Source organism: Arthrobacter ginkgonis (genome assembly GCF_039540195.1).
Classification (GTDB): Bacteria; Actinomycetota; Actinomycetes; order Actinomycetales; family Micrococcaceae; genus Zafaria; species Zafaria ginkgonis.
Window position 1 is genome coordinate 617312 of sequence record NZ_BAABEO010000008.1, and the last position, 15028, is coordinate 632339.

Annotated in this window: 12 protein-coding genes; 5 read left to right on the forward strand and 7 right to left on the reverse strand. The window is 69.1% G+C overall.

Annotated features, from left to right (window positions below; all coding sequences use genetic code 11):
• Window positions 1-81 precede the first annotated feature (81 nt).
• The 6 genes from ABD912_RS05445 to ABD912_RS05470 form a co-directional block, all read right to left on the reverse strand.
• Window positions 82-1584 (reverse strand): sodium:solute symporter family protein, encoded by a 1503-nt coding sequence (locus ABD912_RS05445; protein WP_345149047.1) that lies wholly within the window; start codon window positions 1582-1584, stop codon window positions 82-84.
• The gene (locus ABD912_RS05450; protein WP_345149049.1) at window positions 1584-1871 is read right to left on the reverse strand and encodes a hypothetical protein; all 288 of its coding nucleotides are present in this window, start codon (window positions 1869-1871) and stop codon (window positions 1584-1586) included. Before ABD912_RS05450 ends, ABD912_RS05445 begins: the two co-directional genes overlap by 1 nt.
• A complete protein-coding gene (locus ABD912_RS05455; RefSeq protein WP_345149051.1) occupies window positions 1868-3298 on the reverse strand; it encodes an amidase in 1431 nt (476 codons plus the stop codon). The genes ABD912_RS05450 and ABD912_RS05455 overlap by 4 nt, the downstream gene beginning before the upstream one ends.
• Window positions 3299-3527: 229 nt before the next feature.
• A complete protein-coding gene (locus ABD912_RS05460) occupies window positions 3528-4493 on the reverse strand; it encodes an Lrp/AsnC family transcriptional regulator (RefSeq protein WP_345149053.1) in 966 nt (321 codons plus the stop codon).
• 99 nt (window positions 4494-4592) lie between these two features.
• Window positions 4593-5351, reverse strand: coding sequence for an amino acid ABC transporter ATP-binding protein (locus ABD912_RS05465; protein WP_345149055.1), 759 nt, complete (start codon window positions 5349-5351; stop codon window positions 4593-4595).
• Window positions 5348-6775, reverse strand: a complete 1428-nt coding sequence (locus tag ABD912_RS05470) for an amino acid ABC transporter substrate-binding protein/permease (RefSeq protein WP_345149057.1) — start codon at window positions 6773-6775, stop codon at window positions 5348-5350. The genes ABD912_RS05465 and ABD912_RS05470 overlap by 4 nt, the downstream gene beginning before the upstream one ends.
• A 277-nt stretch (window positions 6776-7052) precedes the next feature.
• Here ABD912_RS05470 and ABD912_RS05475 point away from each other — a divergent pair, with 277 nt between their 5' ends.
• The 5 genes from ABD912_RS05475 to ABD912_RS05495 all read left to right on the forward strand — a co-directional run bounded on the left by ABD912_RS05475 (window position 7053) and on the right by ABD912_RS05495 (window position 12737).
• Window positions 7053-9215: a S9 family peptidase gene (locus ABD912_RS05475; RefSeq protein ID WP_345149058.1), complete on the forward strand. Its 2163-nt coding sequence runs from the start codon at window positions 7053-7055 to the stop codon at window positions 9213-9215.
• 239 nt (window positions 9216-9454) lie between these two features.
• Entirely contained in the window at window positions 9455-9928 is a 474-nt protein-coding gene (gene paaI / locus ABD912_RS05480; RefSeq protein WP_345149059.1) for a hydroxyphenylacetyl-CoA thioesterase PaaI, read from the forward strand.
• 55 nt (window positions 9929-9983) lie between these two features.
• Window positions 9984-11306 (forward strand): phenylacetate--CoA ligase PaaK, encoded by a 1323-nt coding sequence (gene paaK / locus ABD912_RS05485; protein ID WP_345149060.1) that lies wholly within the window; start codon window positions 9984-9986, stop codon window positions 11304-11306.
• Window positions 11307-11387: 81 nt separating this feature from the next.
• Entirely contained in the window at window positions 11388-12011 is a 624-nt protein-coding gene (locus ABD912_RS05490) for a TetR/AcrR family transcriptional regulator (RefSeq protein WP_345149061.1), read from the forward strand.
• Between the two features lie 123 nt (window positions 12012-12134).
• Window positions 12135-12737, forward strand: coding sequence for an NADPH-dependent FMN reductase (locus ABD912_RS05495; protein ID WP_345149062.1), 603 nt, complete (start codon window positions 12135-12137; stop codon window positions 12735-12737).
• 109 nt (window positions 12738-12846) lie between these two features.
• On the opposite strand, the gene paaZ is transcribed toward ABD912_RS05495, so the two are convergent.
• The gene (gene paaZ, locus ABD912_RS05500) at window positions 12847-14979 is read right to left on the reverse strand and encodes a phenylacetic acid degradation bifunctional protein PaaZ (RefSeq protein ID WP_345149063.1); all 2133 of its coding nucleotides are present in this window, start codon (window positions 14977-14979) and stop codon (window positions 12847-12849) included.
• Between the last annotated feature and the right edge of the window lie 49 nt (window positions 14980-15028).

Below are 15028 nucleotides of genomic sequence, written 5' to 3' on the forward strand. Positions count from 1 at the left end.
AGCGGTCCACGCCAACCCGGCCGTGGACCGCTCGCTCCTGCCCTGCGACAGGAATTCCCTGCGTTTCAGGTGGCCTGCGCCTCAAATGGAGTGCGCCCCAGATGGATTGTGCCGGGCGCTGCCGGCGGCGACTGCGGGGCGGTCCTCCAGGCCGGCGTCGAAATCCTCGTGGGCTTCCGCCGGAACGGGTGGCTGGCCCGGCCGCAGCATGCGGCGCGCCAGCTCGGCGAGGAACAGGACGACGAGGTTCGGGGCGAGGGCGATGAGGCCCGAGTCGATGCCGCCGGTCTTGATCCCGCCGAAGGTGATGATGGCCACGGTCAGCGTTCCGGCCAGGATGCCCAGCGTGACGGGGATGCCGCCCACCCGCACCTTCCGGGCGATGGCGAAGGCAACCGCCGGAGCCATTTGGGTCAGGCCTCCGTAGGTGAGCAGCAGGAGCGAGGCGATGTCCGACTTCGCCAATCCGAAGCTCAGCGCCAGGCCGACTGCGATGGCGACCATCACGTGGTTGATCCGGAACCGCAGCTTCGGGTTCTTGATCGAGAGCACGTTGTGCGAGATCAGCAGGGAGATGCCCATGGCGATGGCGCCGGCGGGCACCATGGCCGCCGCGGCGCCGCCGATGGCGATCACCGCGATGAGCGGCTCGGGCAGGGTGGCCTGGGCGACGCCCAGCAGCACGGAATTGCCCTTGGTCTTCGGGTCGAGGATCAGGATGCCGGCCAGGCCGGTCAGGATCGGGATGATCAGGGCCAGCTGATAGATGGCGATCCAACTGACGTTGCGCCTCAGGACCCTGCCGCTCTTGGCGGCAAAGACCGGTGCCCACAGGTGCGGGAAGGTGTTGAAGCCGGCGCCCAGGCCCGTGACGATGACGGAGGTGATCCAGAAGGTGGAATCGAAGCCGGTGCGGGACACGGTGAAGTAGTCCGAGGAGACCTCGTTGACCCTCCCCACGACCTCCGGGATTCCGCCGACGCCGGCAACGACGCCCGCCAGGACGACGATCAGCGCGGCAACCATCACGAAGTCCTTGAAGATGGCAACCCGCGCCAGGCCGCGGATACCGGCCCAAATCACGAACACGACCACCAGGGCGCTGGCCACGATCATGCTGTAGCCGCTGGCGGATGCGCTGCCGGTGGCGAGCTGGACGATCAGGCCCAGGCCCGTGATCTGCAGTTGCAGGTACGGGATGAGGAAGATCGCGCCGACGACCGCCACGGTCCTGCCGAGGGTGGGGCTCCCGAAGCGGTCCTTGAAGAAGTCGGCCATGGTCAGGTAGCCGCGGTTGGCTCCGAGGGCCCGCTGGCGCGGGGTGATGAAGTACTGCAGCACGCAGGCAATCGTCAGGTAGCCGATGGCGAAGAGTGCGGCCACGCCCCCGCCGAAGGCAATGCCGGCCAGGCCGAGGAAGCTGAAGGTGGTCAGGGACTCGCCGGCCTGCAGGAACCAGGTGGTCCACCGCGGCAGGTCGCGCTTTCCGACGGTCCAGCCGGCGAGCGAGGTCTGGCGTTTGCGGGACCAGACCCCCAGCACGCCGATGAAGACGATGCCGAGGATGATCAGGGTGGTAAGCATCAGTGGCCCTCCCCTTCGGTGACGGCGTGCCGTGCACGGCGCAGGTCGTCGCGTTCGGCTTCGAGGCGGTCGAGTTCGTCGCCGCCCTCGCGCAGGTAGCTCCGTTCGACGATCTGCAAGGAGACGACCGTCAGGATCACCATGGCGGACATCCAGACGACGGCGGCCGGAAGTCCCAGCCAGAAGGTCGGCTTCGAGACGAAGGGCAGCAGGGGCGTGAAGATCATCCCCAGGACGGGAACGGCGGCGATGGCCAGCCGCTTGGGCGAGGCAAGGGCGGTGCTCATAGGACTGCGGCTCCTTGGGGGCGAACGGATGAGCAGGAGGAGAGTTGTTCGAAGGCGGAGGCCAGGCGAAGCAGGCGGGCGTCGCTGCCGCGCGCACCGATCATCTGGAGGCCTACGGGAAGCCCGGAAGGCGTGAAGCCTGCCGGGACGGAGAGGGCGGGCAGGCCCAGCGGGGTGAACAGGTACGGGGCACGCATCCAGTCGAGGTAGCTTTCGAGCCGCTGCCCCTCGATCTCGGTGGGGTACTCCAGATCGGCGTCGAACGGAGCCACCTGCGACGCCGGCGCGATCACCAGGTCGTAGCGCTCGAAGAACCTTGCCGCCTCGCGGATCAGGCGGGTCATGCCTTCCTCCGCCCGCAGCACATCCCGACCACTCAGGGGTGCGCCGTCGCGGATGTTTCCGGCAAGCAGGTGGTGGAACAGGGCGGGATCGGCGTCCAGATCGTCGCCCCAGGCCGCGTGGAACGTGGCCGCCCGCAGCACCCTGAAGACTTCGTCGGAACCGTCAAGGTCGGGGCAGGTGAGCTCGACGTGCGCGCCGAGTCCGGCCAGCGCTTCGGCCTGGGGGTCCAGGACGTCCAGGACCTCCCGGGCCACCGGCACCCGGCCGCCGAGCGTGGGCGCGTAGGCGATCCGCAGTCCGGCGAAATCCTGCGGGGACGGCTCTTTGGCGGGAACCTCCCCGGCGGGCGGGAAGACCGAGAACGGATCCTCCGGCGAGGCACCGGTCATGGCCGAGAACAGCAGGGCCACGTCGTCGGCGGTGCGCCCCATCGGCCCGGCGACTCCGAGGGGGCAGAAGACATTGGTGCCGTCCGTGTTGGGGACCATGCCCGGTGTCGGGCGAAGTCCCACCACGTTGCAGAAGGAGGCCGGGTTGCGCAGGGAACCACCCATGTCGCTGCCGTCCGCGATCGGCTGGAATCCGGAGGCCAGCGCGGCGGCCGCGCCACCGCTGCTGCCGCCGGCCGACTTGGATGGATCGTAAGGATTGCGGGTCACTCCGAAGACGCGGTTGAAGGTGTGGGAGCCGGCCGCATACTCGGGCACGTTGGTCTTGCCCAGCAGGATGGCGCCGGCGTCGAGGATGCGCTGCACGTGCAGGTCGTTCGCGTCCGGAACGAAGTCCGCGTGGCGCGGGTGGCCGAAGGTGGTCCGCATCCCGGCGGTGCGGGCGGTGTCTTTGAAGCTGATGGGCAATCCGTGCAGCGGCCCGGTCGGTTCGCCGGCCGCGAGTTTGCGGTCGGCCTCCGCCGCGGCCGCCCGCGCGCCATCCTCATCGATGGTGACGACGGCGTTCACCACGGGGTTGAGCCTGTCGATCTGCTCCAAGTGGGCTTCCAGCACTTCCACGGCGGATACCTGGCGGGAGCGCATCAGCTCGGTCAGCTCGACGGCCCCGCGGTAGACCAATTCATTCGTCATGATTCATCTAGCCCTAACTTTGTTTCTTTTTGAATCGCCCACTTGCGAATTACGGGGCTGATGAATCACCGTAGTGCCATGGATCACATTTGGCTAGGGGTCTGCCGAAGGTTTCTTGGGCAGGGGACGCAGGCGCGGCCGGACGCGTCGAAAGGGCGCACGGCATGGCGCCAGGGCGACTGGATCCCAGATGGTGGCGGTCAGGCCCGGAAAAGGGCCGGCGCCGGGCTCAGGAGCGTTCGGGCATGCGCGTGCCGCCGCGCTTGTACGCGCGGACAACCAGCGAACTGCGCACCGCGAGGGCACGTTCGGCCCAAGGGGATTCAAGGAGGAAGGAGCGCAGTTCGTTCAGGCCGGGCACGGTCACGTTGGCCATCAGCTGGAACTCGCCCAGCGCCATGGCCGCGTAGCGCACGCACGGCTCGGCGCCGAGGAGACGCCCGACGTCGGCGACTTCCGCCGGAGCGGTGCGCACCCAGATCACGGCTTCGATCGGCAGCCCGATGTCCGCGGGTTCCACGATGGCCCGGACGCTCAGGTTGCCCACTTCCAGGAGGGTATTGAGCCGCCGTCGCACGGCCGGCGCGGACAGGCCCACGGCCTCGGCGAGTTCGGCGACCGGAACCCGCCCGTCGGCGACCAGCAACTGCACCAGGCGCGAATCGACGTCGTCGAGGATGGCGCTGGCGCTGGGCCGGGACGGAGGGGGCGGAACGTCCTGGAGCGCGGCGGTCTCGGCGGCGGTGATCGGGCCGGGGTGCCATTCGGCCACCGTGCGGAAGTACTCCATCAGCGGCCAGGCGTTCACCTGCGTCACGCCGGCGAGCGCCGGAAGCTCCTCGAGCACCAGGCTGGAAAGCCGTCCCGGCCGGGCCTGGACTTCGAACAACAGCCGCGTGGGGCTGGTGAGGGCATAGAGGAAGTTGGCGTCAGGATCCTTGGCCAGTTCCTCGGCGATGCCGGCCAGCCGCGCGGGCTCGCACTGCACCTCGACAAGATGGGTCGGCCCCAGCGTCACCAGGCCGGCCACGCGCACCGTCCCGGACTCCAGGAGGGCCATGCCGCGCCGCGTCACGGTGCTGAAGGACTCCCCCAGCACGTCGGCGACCCGGCGCCAGGAGGCGCGGCCGTTGACCTGGAGGGCGCCGACGATCCGCCGGTCCAGTCCATCCAGTTCGCGCGAAGGTGCGTGCATGACCACCCACCCGATTATGCCGCCTTGCTGCGCTTCCCGCGGCGCATGCCCGGTCCACGCCCCCACGCGCCTCCCGGCCACCCTGCACCGGGGCGGGCGTCAGAGCACCTTGGACAGGAACTCGCGCAGCCGCGGCTGCGTGGGGTTGCCGAAGACGTCCTCGGGGGTCCCCTCCTCGCAGACCACGCCGTCGGCCATGAAGATGACGCGGTCGGCGACCTCGCGGGCGAAGCCCATTTCGTGGGTCACCAGCACCATCGTCATGCCGCTGCGGGCAAGGTCCTTGATGACCTGCAGCACCTCGCCCACCATCTCCGGGTCCAGGGCGCTGGTGGCCTCGTCGAAGAGCATGATTCCGGGGTTCATGGCCAGGGCGCGGGCGATGGCCACGCGCTGCTTCTGGCCGCCGGAGAGCGACGCCGGCCGGGCGTCGGCCTTCTCCCGCAGCCCGACCTTCTCCAGCAGGGCCAGGGCCTGTTCGCGCGCCTTCTCCTTGTTGGCCTTCTTCAGCTCCACCGGGGCCAGCATGATGTTCTCCGCCACGGTCATGTGCGGGAAGAGGTTGAAGTGCTGGAAGACCATGCCGATGTGGCGGCGGACCTCGTTGATGTCCACCTTGGGGTCGGCCAGGTCGAATCCGTCCACGACCACGTGGCCGGCGGTGATGTCCTCGAGCTTGTTCAGGCAGCGCAGGAAGGTGGACTTGCCGGAGCCGGAGGGCCCGATCACGCAGACCACCTCGCCCTCGGACACCACGGCGTCGATGCCCTTGAGGACCTCGTTGGTCCCGAAGGACTTGCGCAGGCCGGTGACCGTGATCTTCGGGGCCCGTTCCGGGAGGGCGGTCGACTCGCTCACTTGTTGAACCTCCTGTCGGCGACGTTGGCCAGCCAGGTCAGCGCCATGATGGCCACGAAGTAGATGACCGCCACGATGAACAGCGTCTCGGTGATGCGGAAGTTCTGCGCGTAGATCTGCTGGCCCTGGTAGAGCAGTTCGGCGAACCCGATAGCCAGCAGCAGCGAGCTGTCCTTGAGCATGATGATCAGCTGGTTGATCAGCGAAGGGGTCATGATCTTGAATGCCTGCGGCACCACCACGCGCTGCATGGACTTGCCGTAGCCAAGACCCAGGGAGCGGGAGGCCTCCAGCTGCCCCGGGTCCACGGACTGGATGCCGCCGCGGACGATCTCGGTGATGTAGGCGCCCGAGTTCAGCGACAGGGTCAGCACGCCGGCCACCCAAATGCTGATCGGCTGCCCGGTCAGCTGCGGGATGCCGAAGTAGAAGAAGAAGGCCCAGACCAGCAGCGGGGTGCCGCGGAAGACGGCAACGAACACGGCGGCGATGCCGCGCAGGATCCGGCTGGTGGAGATCCTGAAGAACCCGAAGACCAGCCCCAGGACCATGGCCACCACGAAGGAGATGCCGGTGACCACGAACGTGTTGCGCAGGCCCTTCATCAAGGCCGGGAAGGAGGACGTGAGCAGGTCCCAGAACGACGACCGCTCGGTGGCCTGCGGGGCGGCGAGGTACTTGTCCAGGATCGCCTGGTATTCGCCGCTGGCCTTGAGTTGGGCCAGGCCGGTGTTGAAGGCGGCCAGCAGTTCCGGGTTCTGGCCCTTGTTCACGGCGAAGCCGTAGGAGCCTCCGGGCACCTTGTCGGTGACCGTTTTGAGGCCGTTGTTCTGCGCCACGCCGTAGGCCAGCACCGGGTAGTCGTCGAACACCGCGGCGGCGTTGCCGGACTTCACGGCCTCGTACATGGTGGCGGACTGGTCCAGCGACTTGACGGTGAACCCGTACTGGTCGGCGATCGACTTGGCATAGGCCTCGCCCTCGGACCCGGTCTTGGCCACGACGGTCTTCCCGGCCAGGTCCGTGTACCCGGTGATGGTGGTGTCGTCCTGGTCCACGGCCATCTGCACGCCGGACTCGAAGTAGGGCTCGGAGAAGTCGTAGATCTGCTTGCGCTCGTCGGTGATGGACATGCCGGCAATCACCCCGTCCACCTGGTTGGAGGAGAGCGCCTGCAGGGCCGCATTGAACCCGAGCGACCGGATCTCCACGTCGAAGCCCTGGCTCTCGGCGATGGCCCTGATCAGGTCCATGTCGATGCCGGTCAGCTCCCCGGAGGAATCGCGGAACTCGAACGGGGCGAAGGTGGTGTCGGTGCCGATCACATAGGTCTCGCCCTCGACGCCGGGACCGTCGGTTTCCTGGGCCTGGGCACCGGTTGCGCCGAGGAGCAGGGCCGCGAAGGCCAGCCAGGCCGCAGCCACGACCGCCAGCCTCCGGCGGCGCCGCGCCGCCCTCGATGGCCCCTGCGGTGTTGTGCCGCGCACTCTTGGATGCTGCACGGGGGGATGCTGCACGGTGGGTCCTTTCTCGTCAGGGGCCCCGCCGCGGGGACAGGGCCGGCGAAACCCGCGGTTGTCTTGACGATATGGCCCGGCGGGGCCTTTGGACAGGGCCTCCGGAGCCGCGTCCCGGTGCGCCCGGGGCGAACACGGGGTGCGGATGGTCCCGTCCGGGGCGGGGTTTCGGTTGAATGGACCCATGAGCGAATCTGCCTCCCTGCCCCAGCCTCCCGTTGCCAAGAAGGTCCCCGCCGAACGCCGCCATCACGGGGACGTGTTCGTCGACGACTACGAATGGCTCCGCGAAAAGGAGAACCCCGAGGTGGTGGCGCACCTGCAGGCCGAGCACGCCTACATGGAGGCCGTGACCGCGCACCAGCAGGAGCTGCGCGAGGCCATCTTCGCCGAGATCAAGGAACGGACCGAGGAAACGGACCTCTCCGTTCCGGCCCGCAAGCGCGGCTGGTGGTACTTCACCCGCACGGCCGAGGGCCAGCAGTACCCGATCCACTGCCGCGTCGCGGCGCAGGACACCGGGGACGCCACCGCGGACTGGACCCCGCCCGTCGTCGAACCCGGAAAGCCGTTCGCGGGCGAACAGGTCCTGCTCGACGGCAATGCCGAGGCGGAGGGCCACCCCTTCTTCTCCATCGGCGGGATGGCCGTCACCGAGGACGGAAACCTGCTGGCCTACGCCGTGGACTACGCCGGCGACGAGCGCTTCGTCCTGCGCTTCAAGGACCTGGACACCGGGGCCCTGCTCCCGGACACGATCGAGGGCGTCTTCTACGGGGTGGCCTTCTCCCCCGACGGCGAGCGCGCCTACTACACCGTGGTGGACGAGACCTGGCGCCCCCACCAGATCAAGTCCCACACGCTGGGCACCGACCCGGCCGCAGACACCGTGCTCTTCCAGGAGGACGACCCGGGCATGTGGACCGGATTCGACCTCTCCCCGGACCGCACCGAACTGCTGATCAGCGTGGGCAACTCCGAATACAGCGAAACCCACACCCTGGACCTCACCGACGGCGCGGCCCGCCCGCGCCTGCTGCTTTCGCGCGAGGAGCGCATCCTGCACGGCATGGATCCGGTCATCCTCCCCGAGGGGCGCGCCTACCTGGTCACGCACAACCGCGGCGCCGTGAACAACATGGTGTCCCTGGTCCGGCCGGAGGAGTTCGCCAGGCCGCTGGCCGAGCAGGAGTGGACCACCGTCGTCGGGCACCGCGACGACGTCAAGGTGGAGGGCACGGCCGTCACCTCCACCCACGTTGCGGTCTCCGTCCGCAAGGACACCACCGAGCGCGTGCAGGTCATGCCGCTGGCCGGGCTGGGCACCCCGGACCAGGCCGCGCCCGTGGAACCGGCCTTCGACGAGGAGCTGTACACCTGCTCGCTGGCCAACGCGGAGTTCGATTCCCCGCTGATCCGCCTCTCCTACACCTCCTACCTGGTCCCGCCGCGCGTCTACGACTACGCGCTGGCCGACGGCGCGCTGAGCCTGCGCAAGGAAACCCCGGTGAAGGGCGGCTACGACCCGGCCGACTACGTCGCCGAACGCGACTGGGCCACCGCCGCGGACGGCACCAGGATCCCGGTGAGCATCGTGCACCGCCGGGGCATCACGCCGGACGGCACCAACCCGGCGCTGGTCTACGGCTACGGAAGCTACGAGATCAGCATGGACCCGGGCTTCTCGATCGCCCGGCTGAGCCTGCTGGACCGCGGCGTGGTGTTCGTCGTGGCGCACGTGCGCGGCGGCGGCGAACTCGGCCGCCACTGGTACGACGACGGCAAGAAGCTCGCCAAGAAGAACAGCTTCACCGACTTCATCGCGGTCACCGAACACGTGGTGGCCGCCGGATGGGCCGATCCCAAGCGCGTGGCCGCCATGGGCGGCTCCGCGGGCGGGCTGCTGATGGGCGCGGTGCTGAACCTGGCGCCGCAGCTGTACGCGGCCGTGGTGGCCCAGGTGCCCTTCGTCGACGCGCTGACCTCCATCCTGGACCCGGAGCTGCCGCTGTCCGCCCTGGAATGGGAGGAGTGGGGGAACCCGATCGAGGACCCGGAGGTGTACGCCTACATGAGGTCCTACTCCCCCTACGACAACGTCGAGGCCGCCGCGTACCCGAAGGTTGCCGCCGTGACCAGCTTCAACGACACCCGCGTGCTCTACGTGGAGCCCGCCAAGTGGGTCCAGAAGCTGCGCGAGCTGACCACCGGCCCCGCGCCGATCGTGATGAAGATCGAGATGGAGGCCGGCCACGGCGGCGCCTCCGGCCGCTACGAGGCCTGGAAGGACCGTGCCTGGGACTACGCGTTCACGCTCGACGCGCTGGGCGCCGTCGAACGGATCTGACGAACGGATCCGACCCGGGCCCCGAAGGCCCGCCCCAACGCCCTGCGGCCGCCCCGTCTCCTGGACCGGGCGGCCGCAGGGCGTTTTTGGCAGATGCAGCGCGTTTGGGCAGGTGCAGGGGGTTTTGGAGCCCCTTCGGGGGCCCGCGCACCGGCTCCCGAAGGCCGGTCTTCCTTGACTTCTGGAGCCAAACAGGATTACCTAATGAACATTCGGTAATTATTGGTGAAGGACATCACATGATCGACGCCGCGACGCACACCTCCGGACTCCCCGCCTCCGGGCCGGACGCCGGGACCCCGCTGGCCCACCCCATCCTGGAGAACGACTACGCCACCGAGTGGATGGGGATCCAGGTCCAGGAGGTCGGCGAGGGCCGTGCCACCATTACGATGCAGCTGCGCCGGGAAATGCTCAACGGCTTCGGCATCGCCCACGGCGGGATGATCTTCGCGCTCGCGGACACCGCCTTCGCCCTCGCCTGCAACCCGCACACCGGCTCCGCGGACACCATCACCGTCGCCGCCGGCGTGGACATCAACTTCCTCAAGCCCGGCATCCCCGGCCGCACGCTCACCGCCGCGGCGGAACGGCGGAACCAGTCGGGCCGCACCGGCATCTACGACATCCAGGTCCTCCAGTCCGTCCCGGACGGCGAGGACGAGGTGATCGCCGAATTCCGCGGCCGATCCCGCACCGTGCCCAAGCGCTGAGCCCGCAGGGCCCCGCAGACTCCCCCGCCCCCGCAACAACCACGTAAGGCCCACGATGACCGAGACCCTCTCCACCAGAATCGAGCTTCCCAACCCGCTGGATCCGGAAGAGACCATCAGCCGCGACGAGCTGGAGGCCCTCCAGCTGGCGCGCCTGCAGCACACCGTGGCGTACGCGTACGACCGCGTGCCGCTGTACCGGGAGAAGTACGACGCCGTGGGCGTGCACCCGTCCGACCTCAAGGAACTGGCCGACCTGGCCAAGTTCCCCTTCACCGAGAAGGAGGACCTGCGCAAGACCTACCCGTTCGGGATGTTCGCGGTCCCCCAGCACGAGGTCTCGCGCATCCACGCCTCCTCCGGCACCACGGGCCGTCCGACCGTGGTCGGCTACACCCGCCAGGACCTGGACGACTGGGCCAAGCTGGTGGCCCGCAGCCTGCGCATCTCCGGGGTCAAGCCCGGCTGGAAGGTCCACAACGCCTACGGCTACGGCCTGTTCACCGGCGGCCTGGGCGCTCACGCCGGCGCCGAGCGCCTCGGCGCCACGGTCATCCCGATGTCCGGCGGGCAGACCGAGAAGCAGATCCAGATGATCCTGGACTTCGAGCCGGACGCGATCCTGGCCACCCCGACCTACCTGCTGACCATCGCCGACGCGATGCAGAAGCAGGGCATCGACCCGCGCTCGACCTCGCTGAAGGTCGCCGTCCTGGGCGCCGAGCCGTGGACCCAGGAGATGCGCCACGAGCTCGAGGTCATGCTGGACATCGACGCGTGCGACATCTACGGCCTCTCCGAGGTCATGGGCCCGGGCGTGGCCGGCGAATCCAACCAGACCAAGGACGGCAGCCACATCTGGGAGGACCACTTCCGCCCGGAGATCCTGGACGCGTTCGACCCGACCAAGGTCCTGGGCGACGGCGAGCACGGCGAGCTGGTCTTCACCTCGCTGACCAAGCAGGCGCTGCCGATCATCCGCTACCGCACCCACGACCTCACCCGCCTGCTCCCGGGCACCGCCCGCCCGGCGCACCGGCGCATGGGCCGCATCACGGGGCGCAGCGACGACATGATCATCCTGCGCGGGGTGAACCTGTTCCCGTCCCAGATCGAGGAACTGGCGCTGAAGGTGCCGGGGCTGTCCCCGCACTTCCAGCTGGAGATCACCCGCCCGAACCGCATGGACGAGCTCGCCGTGCGCATCGAGCGCCGCGAGGACTGCGACACCGAGCGCGGCCTGGCCGCCGGTGCGGAGCTGCAGAAGGCCATCAAGATCAACATCGGCTCCTCCTGCCGCATCGAGGTCATGGACCCGGGCACCCTGGCCCGCTCCTCCGGCAAGCTGCGCCGCATCTACGACCTGCGCGACAAGTAGCGCAGGGAACAGCCGTCCCAGGGCGCGGCGACGGCACCCGGTGCCGCCGCCGCGCCCTTGCCATATGGGAGAATCGAGACCATGCCCCAACGTTCAACCGTTTCCGCAGGCCCCAAGCGCGGCCGCCCCGGCTACGACCAGGAGTCTGTCCTGGGCGTCGCCGTGAAGGTCTTCAACAAGCACGGATACGACGCCACCTCGATGGGCATCCTCGCGGAGAACCTGGGCATCAGCAAGTCCGCCATCTACCACCACGTCGCGTCCAAGAGCGACCTGCTGCGGCTGGCCCTGGACGAGGCCCTGGTCCCCTTGGAGGCGATCGCCGAAGACGAGCGGGCCTCCACCGGCAGCGCCGCAGAGCGGCTGGAGTTCATGCTGCGCTCCACCATCGCGGTGCTGATCGAGCGCCAGCCCTACGTGACCCTGCTGCTGCGCCTGCGCGGCAACACCGACGTCGAACGCGACGCGCTGGAGCGCCGCCGCGCCATGGACCGCCGGGTGTCCGACCTCGTCGTCGCGGCCCAGCAGGAGGGCTCCCTGCGCCCCGACATCGACCCGCGCACCACCACCCGCCTGCTCTTCGGCACCATCAACTCCCTGGTCGACTGGTACCGGCCCGAGGGACCCGTGACCGCCGGACAGGTGGAGGAGAACATCATCGCGATGGTGTTCGGCGGCCTGCAGTCGGCCCAGACGGCCGCCTAGGGGCAACCGGCGGGCGCTAGGCCGGAAAAGGACGCCGTGGTAAACCAGTGAGCGTGTGACCCTCATCCACGCATGGACGGGCAAGGTTCCCGTGGCCCGCCCGTCCCAGGGAAGGAATCAGCCATGCCCACCTACAAGATCGGCTACTTCGTCGGCAGCCTGGCCAGCAACTCCATCAACCGCATCCTCTCCAAGGCACTGATCAGGCTCGCCCCGGAGGACCTCGAGTTCTCCGAGATCCCCATCAGGGACCTCCCGCTGTACAGCCCGGACTACGACTCCGATTTCCCGGCCGCGGGCACGGACCTCAAGTCGGCCATCGAGTCCTCGGACGGCCTGCTCTTCATTTCCCCCGAATACAACCGGTCGGTCCCGGGGGCCCTGAAGAACGCCATCGACTGGGGATCCCGCCCCTGGGGAACAAACTCGTTCGCGCGCAAGCCCACGGGCATCATCGGCGCCTCCCCGGGCAGCATCGGCACGGCGGTCATGCAATCATCCATGCGCAGCGTCCTCAGCTTCCTCGACGCGCCCCAACTCAACACCCCCGAGGCGTACATCACCTTCAGCCCCGACGTCTTCGGAGACGACGGCGAGGTCAGGAACGAGTCCACCGAGTCCTTCCTGCGGCACTACATGGACGAGTATTGCGCCTTCGTCCAGCGCGTGCTCGACGCCAATGCGCCCGGACACATCGGCGACGAGGATCCCAACTCGCGCAAGTAGCCCGCATCCGCGTCCCTGGGCGCGCGGCCGCTCCGCGCACAGGCGCCCCAACGACGGCGGGTCCGGCACCCAAGGTGCCGGACCCGCCGTCGTTCCGTTCCAGGCGGCGCTAGGCCTTGGCCGGCCAGTTCGCGTAGGTGGTGTCTTCCTTCTCAACCAGGGTCAGCACGTCGTAGGTCGCGACGATGTCGCCGTCCTGGTTCTGGATCACCGCGTCCCAGCAGACCTCGCCGTAGACGTCGGTCACGCGCGGGGTGATCTTCTTGGCGGTGAGCGTGATGCGGATCGAATCCCCGGCCGGGACCGGGGTGATGAAGCGCAGGTTCTCCAGCCCGTAGTTGGCCAGCACCGGTCCCGGCGCCGGCTCCACGAACAGTCCGGCGCCCCAGGAGACCAGCAGGTAGCCGTGGGCCACGGTGCCCGGGAAGAACGGGTTCGCCTCGGCGGCGGCCGCATCCGTGTGGGCGTAGAAGGTGTCGCCGGTCTTCGCGGCGAAGTCCTCGATGTCCTGCTGGGTGACCCGGCGCAGCGGCGAGGCGAAGGCGTCCCCGATCCTCAGCTCGGCCAGCGCCTTGCGGAACGGGTGGACGGCGCCGGGCTGGCCGCCGAACTCGGGGGCGCCGGCGATGTTGCGCGCCGCACCGGTGTGCCAGACGCCGGTGATCGCGGTGAGCAGGTTCGGGGAGCCCTGCACGGCGGTGCGCTGCATGTGGTGCTTGACGGCGCGGATGCCGCCGAGCTCCTCGCCGCCACCGGCGCGGCCCGGACCGCCGTGGACCAGGTGCGGGACCGGGGAGCCGTGCCCGGTGGAGGTGCGGGCCGTCTCGCGGTTGAGCACGTGAACGCGCCCGTGGTGGCCGGCGATGCCGACGGTCAGGGCGCGGGCGGTGTCGCCGTCGTTGGTGCAGATGGTGGCCACCAGCGAGCCGGAGCCCTTGGCGGCGAGCCGGATCGCGTCGGGCAGGTCCTTGTAGCCGAGCACGGAGGTGACCGGACCGAAGGCCTCGCGGCTGTGCACGGTCTCGGCTTCGACGTCGGCCCAAGTGAGCACCACCGGGGACATGAAGGCGCCGTCCGCGACGACTGCCTGCTCGCCGGCGGCGGTACGCACCTGCGGGGCATCGAGGGTGCCGTAGGCCAGCTCCCCGCCGGCGGCCAGCATCGCGTCGACCGCCCCGCGCACGTCGCGCAGCTGCTCCAGGGACGCCAGGGCGCCCATGGTGACGCCCTCGGCGCGCGGGTCGCCGACCACCACGCGCTGGGCGATCCGCTCGCCGATGGCGGCGACGACGTCGTCCACCAGCGCCTGGGGCACGATCGTGCGGCGGATCGCGGTGCACTTCTGGCCGGCCTTGACCGTCATTTCGGTGACGACGGCCTTGATGAAGGCCTCGAATTCCGGGGTGCCCGGGACCGCGTCGGGTCCGAGGATCGCGGCGTTGAGCGAATCGGTTTCAACGGTGAAGCGCACCCCGCCCTCGATGACGTTGGGGTGCGTCTTGAGCTGGTTGGCGGTGGAGGCCGAGCCGGTGAAGGAGAGCAGGTCGCGGTAGTCCATCACGTCCAGCAGGGTGCGGGCCGAACCCGAGATCAGCTGCAGCGAGCCTTCCGGCAGGAGCCCGGAGTCCACGATCAGGCGGACCACGGCCTCGGTCAAGAAGCCGGTGGGCGTGGCCGGCTTGACGATGGTGGGCACGCCGGCGACGAAGGCCGGGGCGAACTTCTCCAGCATGCCCCAGACGGGGAAGTTGAAGGCGTTGATCTGGGCGGCGATGCCGGGGATGCGGGTGTAGATGTGCTCGCCGATGAAGGACCCGTCCTTGGACAGCGGCTCGGCCGCACCGTCGACGATGACGTCCGAGTTCGGCAGCTCGCGGCGGCCCTTGGAGGAGAAGGTGAAGAGCACGCCGATGCCGCCGTCGATGTCGATCATCGAGTCGATCTTGGTGGCACCGGTCTTGTAGGACAGCTCGTAGAGCTCCTCGCGGTGCGCGTTGAGGTACTGCGCCAGGTCGCGGAGCTTGAGCGCGCGCTGGTGCAGGGTCAGCCGGCCCAGGGCGGCCTGGCCCACGGTGCGCCCGTAGTCGACGACGCCGGCAAGGTCCAGCCCCGCCGTGCTCACGTGGGCCAGCAGTTCGCCGGTGTTGGCGTCGAGCACGGGGGCGGCCCCGTCGCTGGATTCCGGGGTCCACCAGGCTCCCTGGACGTAGCTGGGAACCAGGGTTGCCGTTTGCGTAGTCATCCTCGGCATTTCCTTCCTGAACGATCGGTCAGTATTATTTCCCACAGTA

Coding starts and splice junctions, on each gene's coding strand:
- ABD912_RS05450 (WP_345149049.1), bottom strand. CDS start 1,871: ATGAGCACCGCCCTTGCCTCGCCCAAGCGGCTGGCCATCGCCGCCGTT.
- ABD912_RS05490 (WP_345149061.1), top strand. CDS start 11,388: ATGCCCCAACGTTCAACCGTTTCCGCAGGCCCCAAGCGCGGCCGCCCC.
- paaI (WP_345149059.1), top strand. CDS start 9,455: ATGATCGACGCCGCGACGCACACCTCCGGACTCCCCGCCTCCGGGCCG.
- paaK (WP_345149060.1), top strand. CDS start 9,984: ATGACCGAGACCCTCTCCACCAGAATCGAGCTTCCCAACCCGCTGGAT.
- paaZ (WP_345149063.1), bottom strand. CDS start 14,979: ATGACTACGCAAACGGCAACCCTGGTTCCCAGCTACGTCCAGGGAGCC.
- ABD912_RS05455 (WP_345149051.1), bottom strand. CDS start 3,298: ATGACGAATGAATTGGTCTACCGCGGGGCCGTCGAGCTGACCGAGCTG.
- ABD912_RS05495 (WP_345149062.1), top strand. CDS start 12,135: ATGCCCACCTACAAGATCGGCTACTTCGTCGGCAGCCTGGCCAGCAAC.
- ABD912_RS05460 (WP_345149053.1), bottom strand. CDS start 4,493: ATGCACGCACCTTCGCGCGAACTGGATGGACTGGACCGGCGGATCGTC.
- ABD912_RS05445 (WP_345149047.1), bottom strand. CDS start 1,584: ATGCTTACCACCCTGATCATCCTCGGCATCGTCTTCATCGGCGTGCTG.
- ABD912_RS05475 (WP_345149058.1), top strand. CDS start 7,053: ATGAGCGAATCTGCCTCCCTGCCCCAGCCTCCCGTTGCCAAGAAGGTC.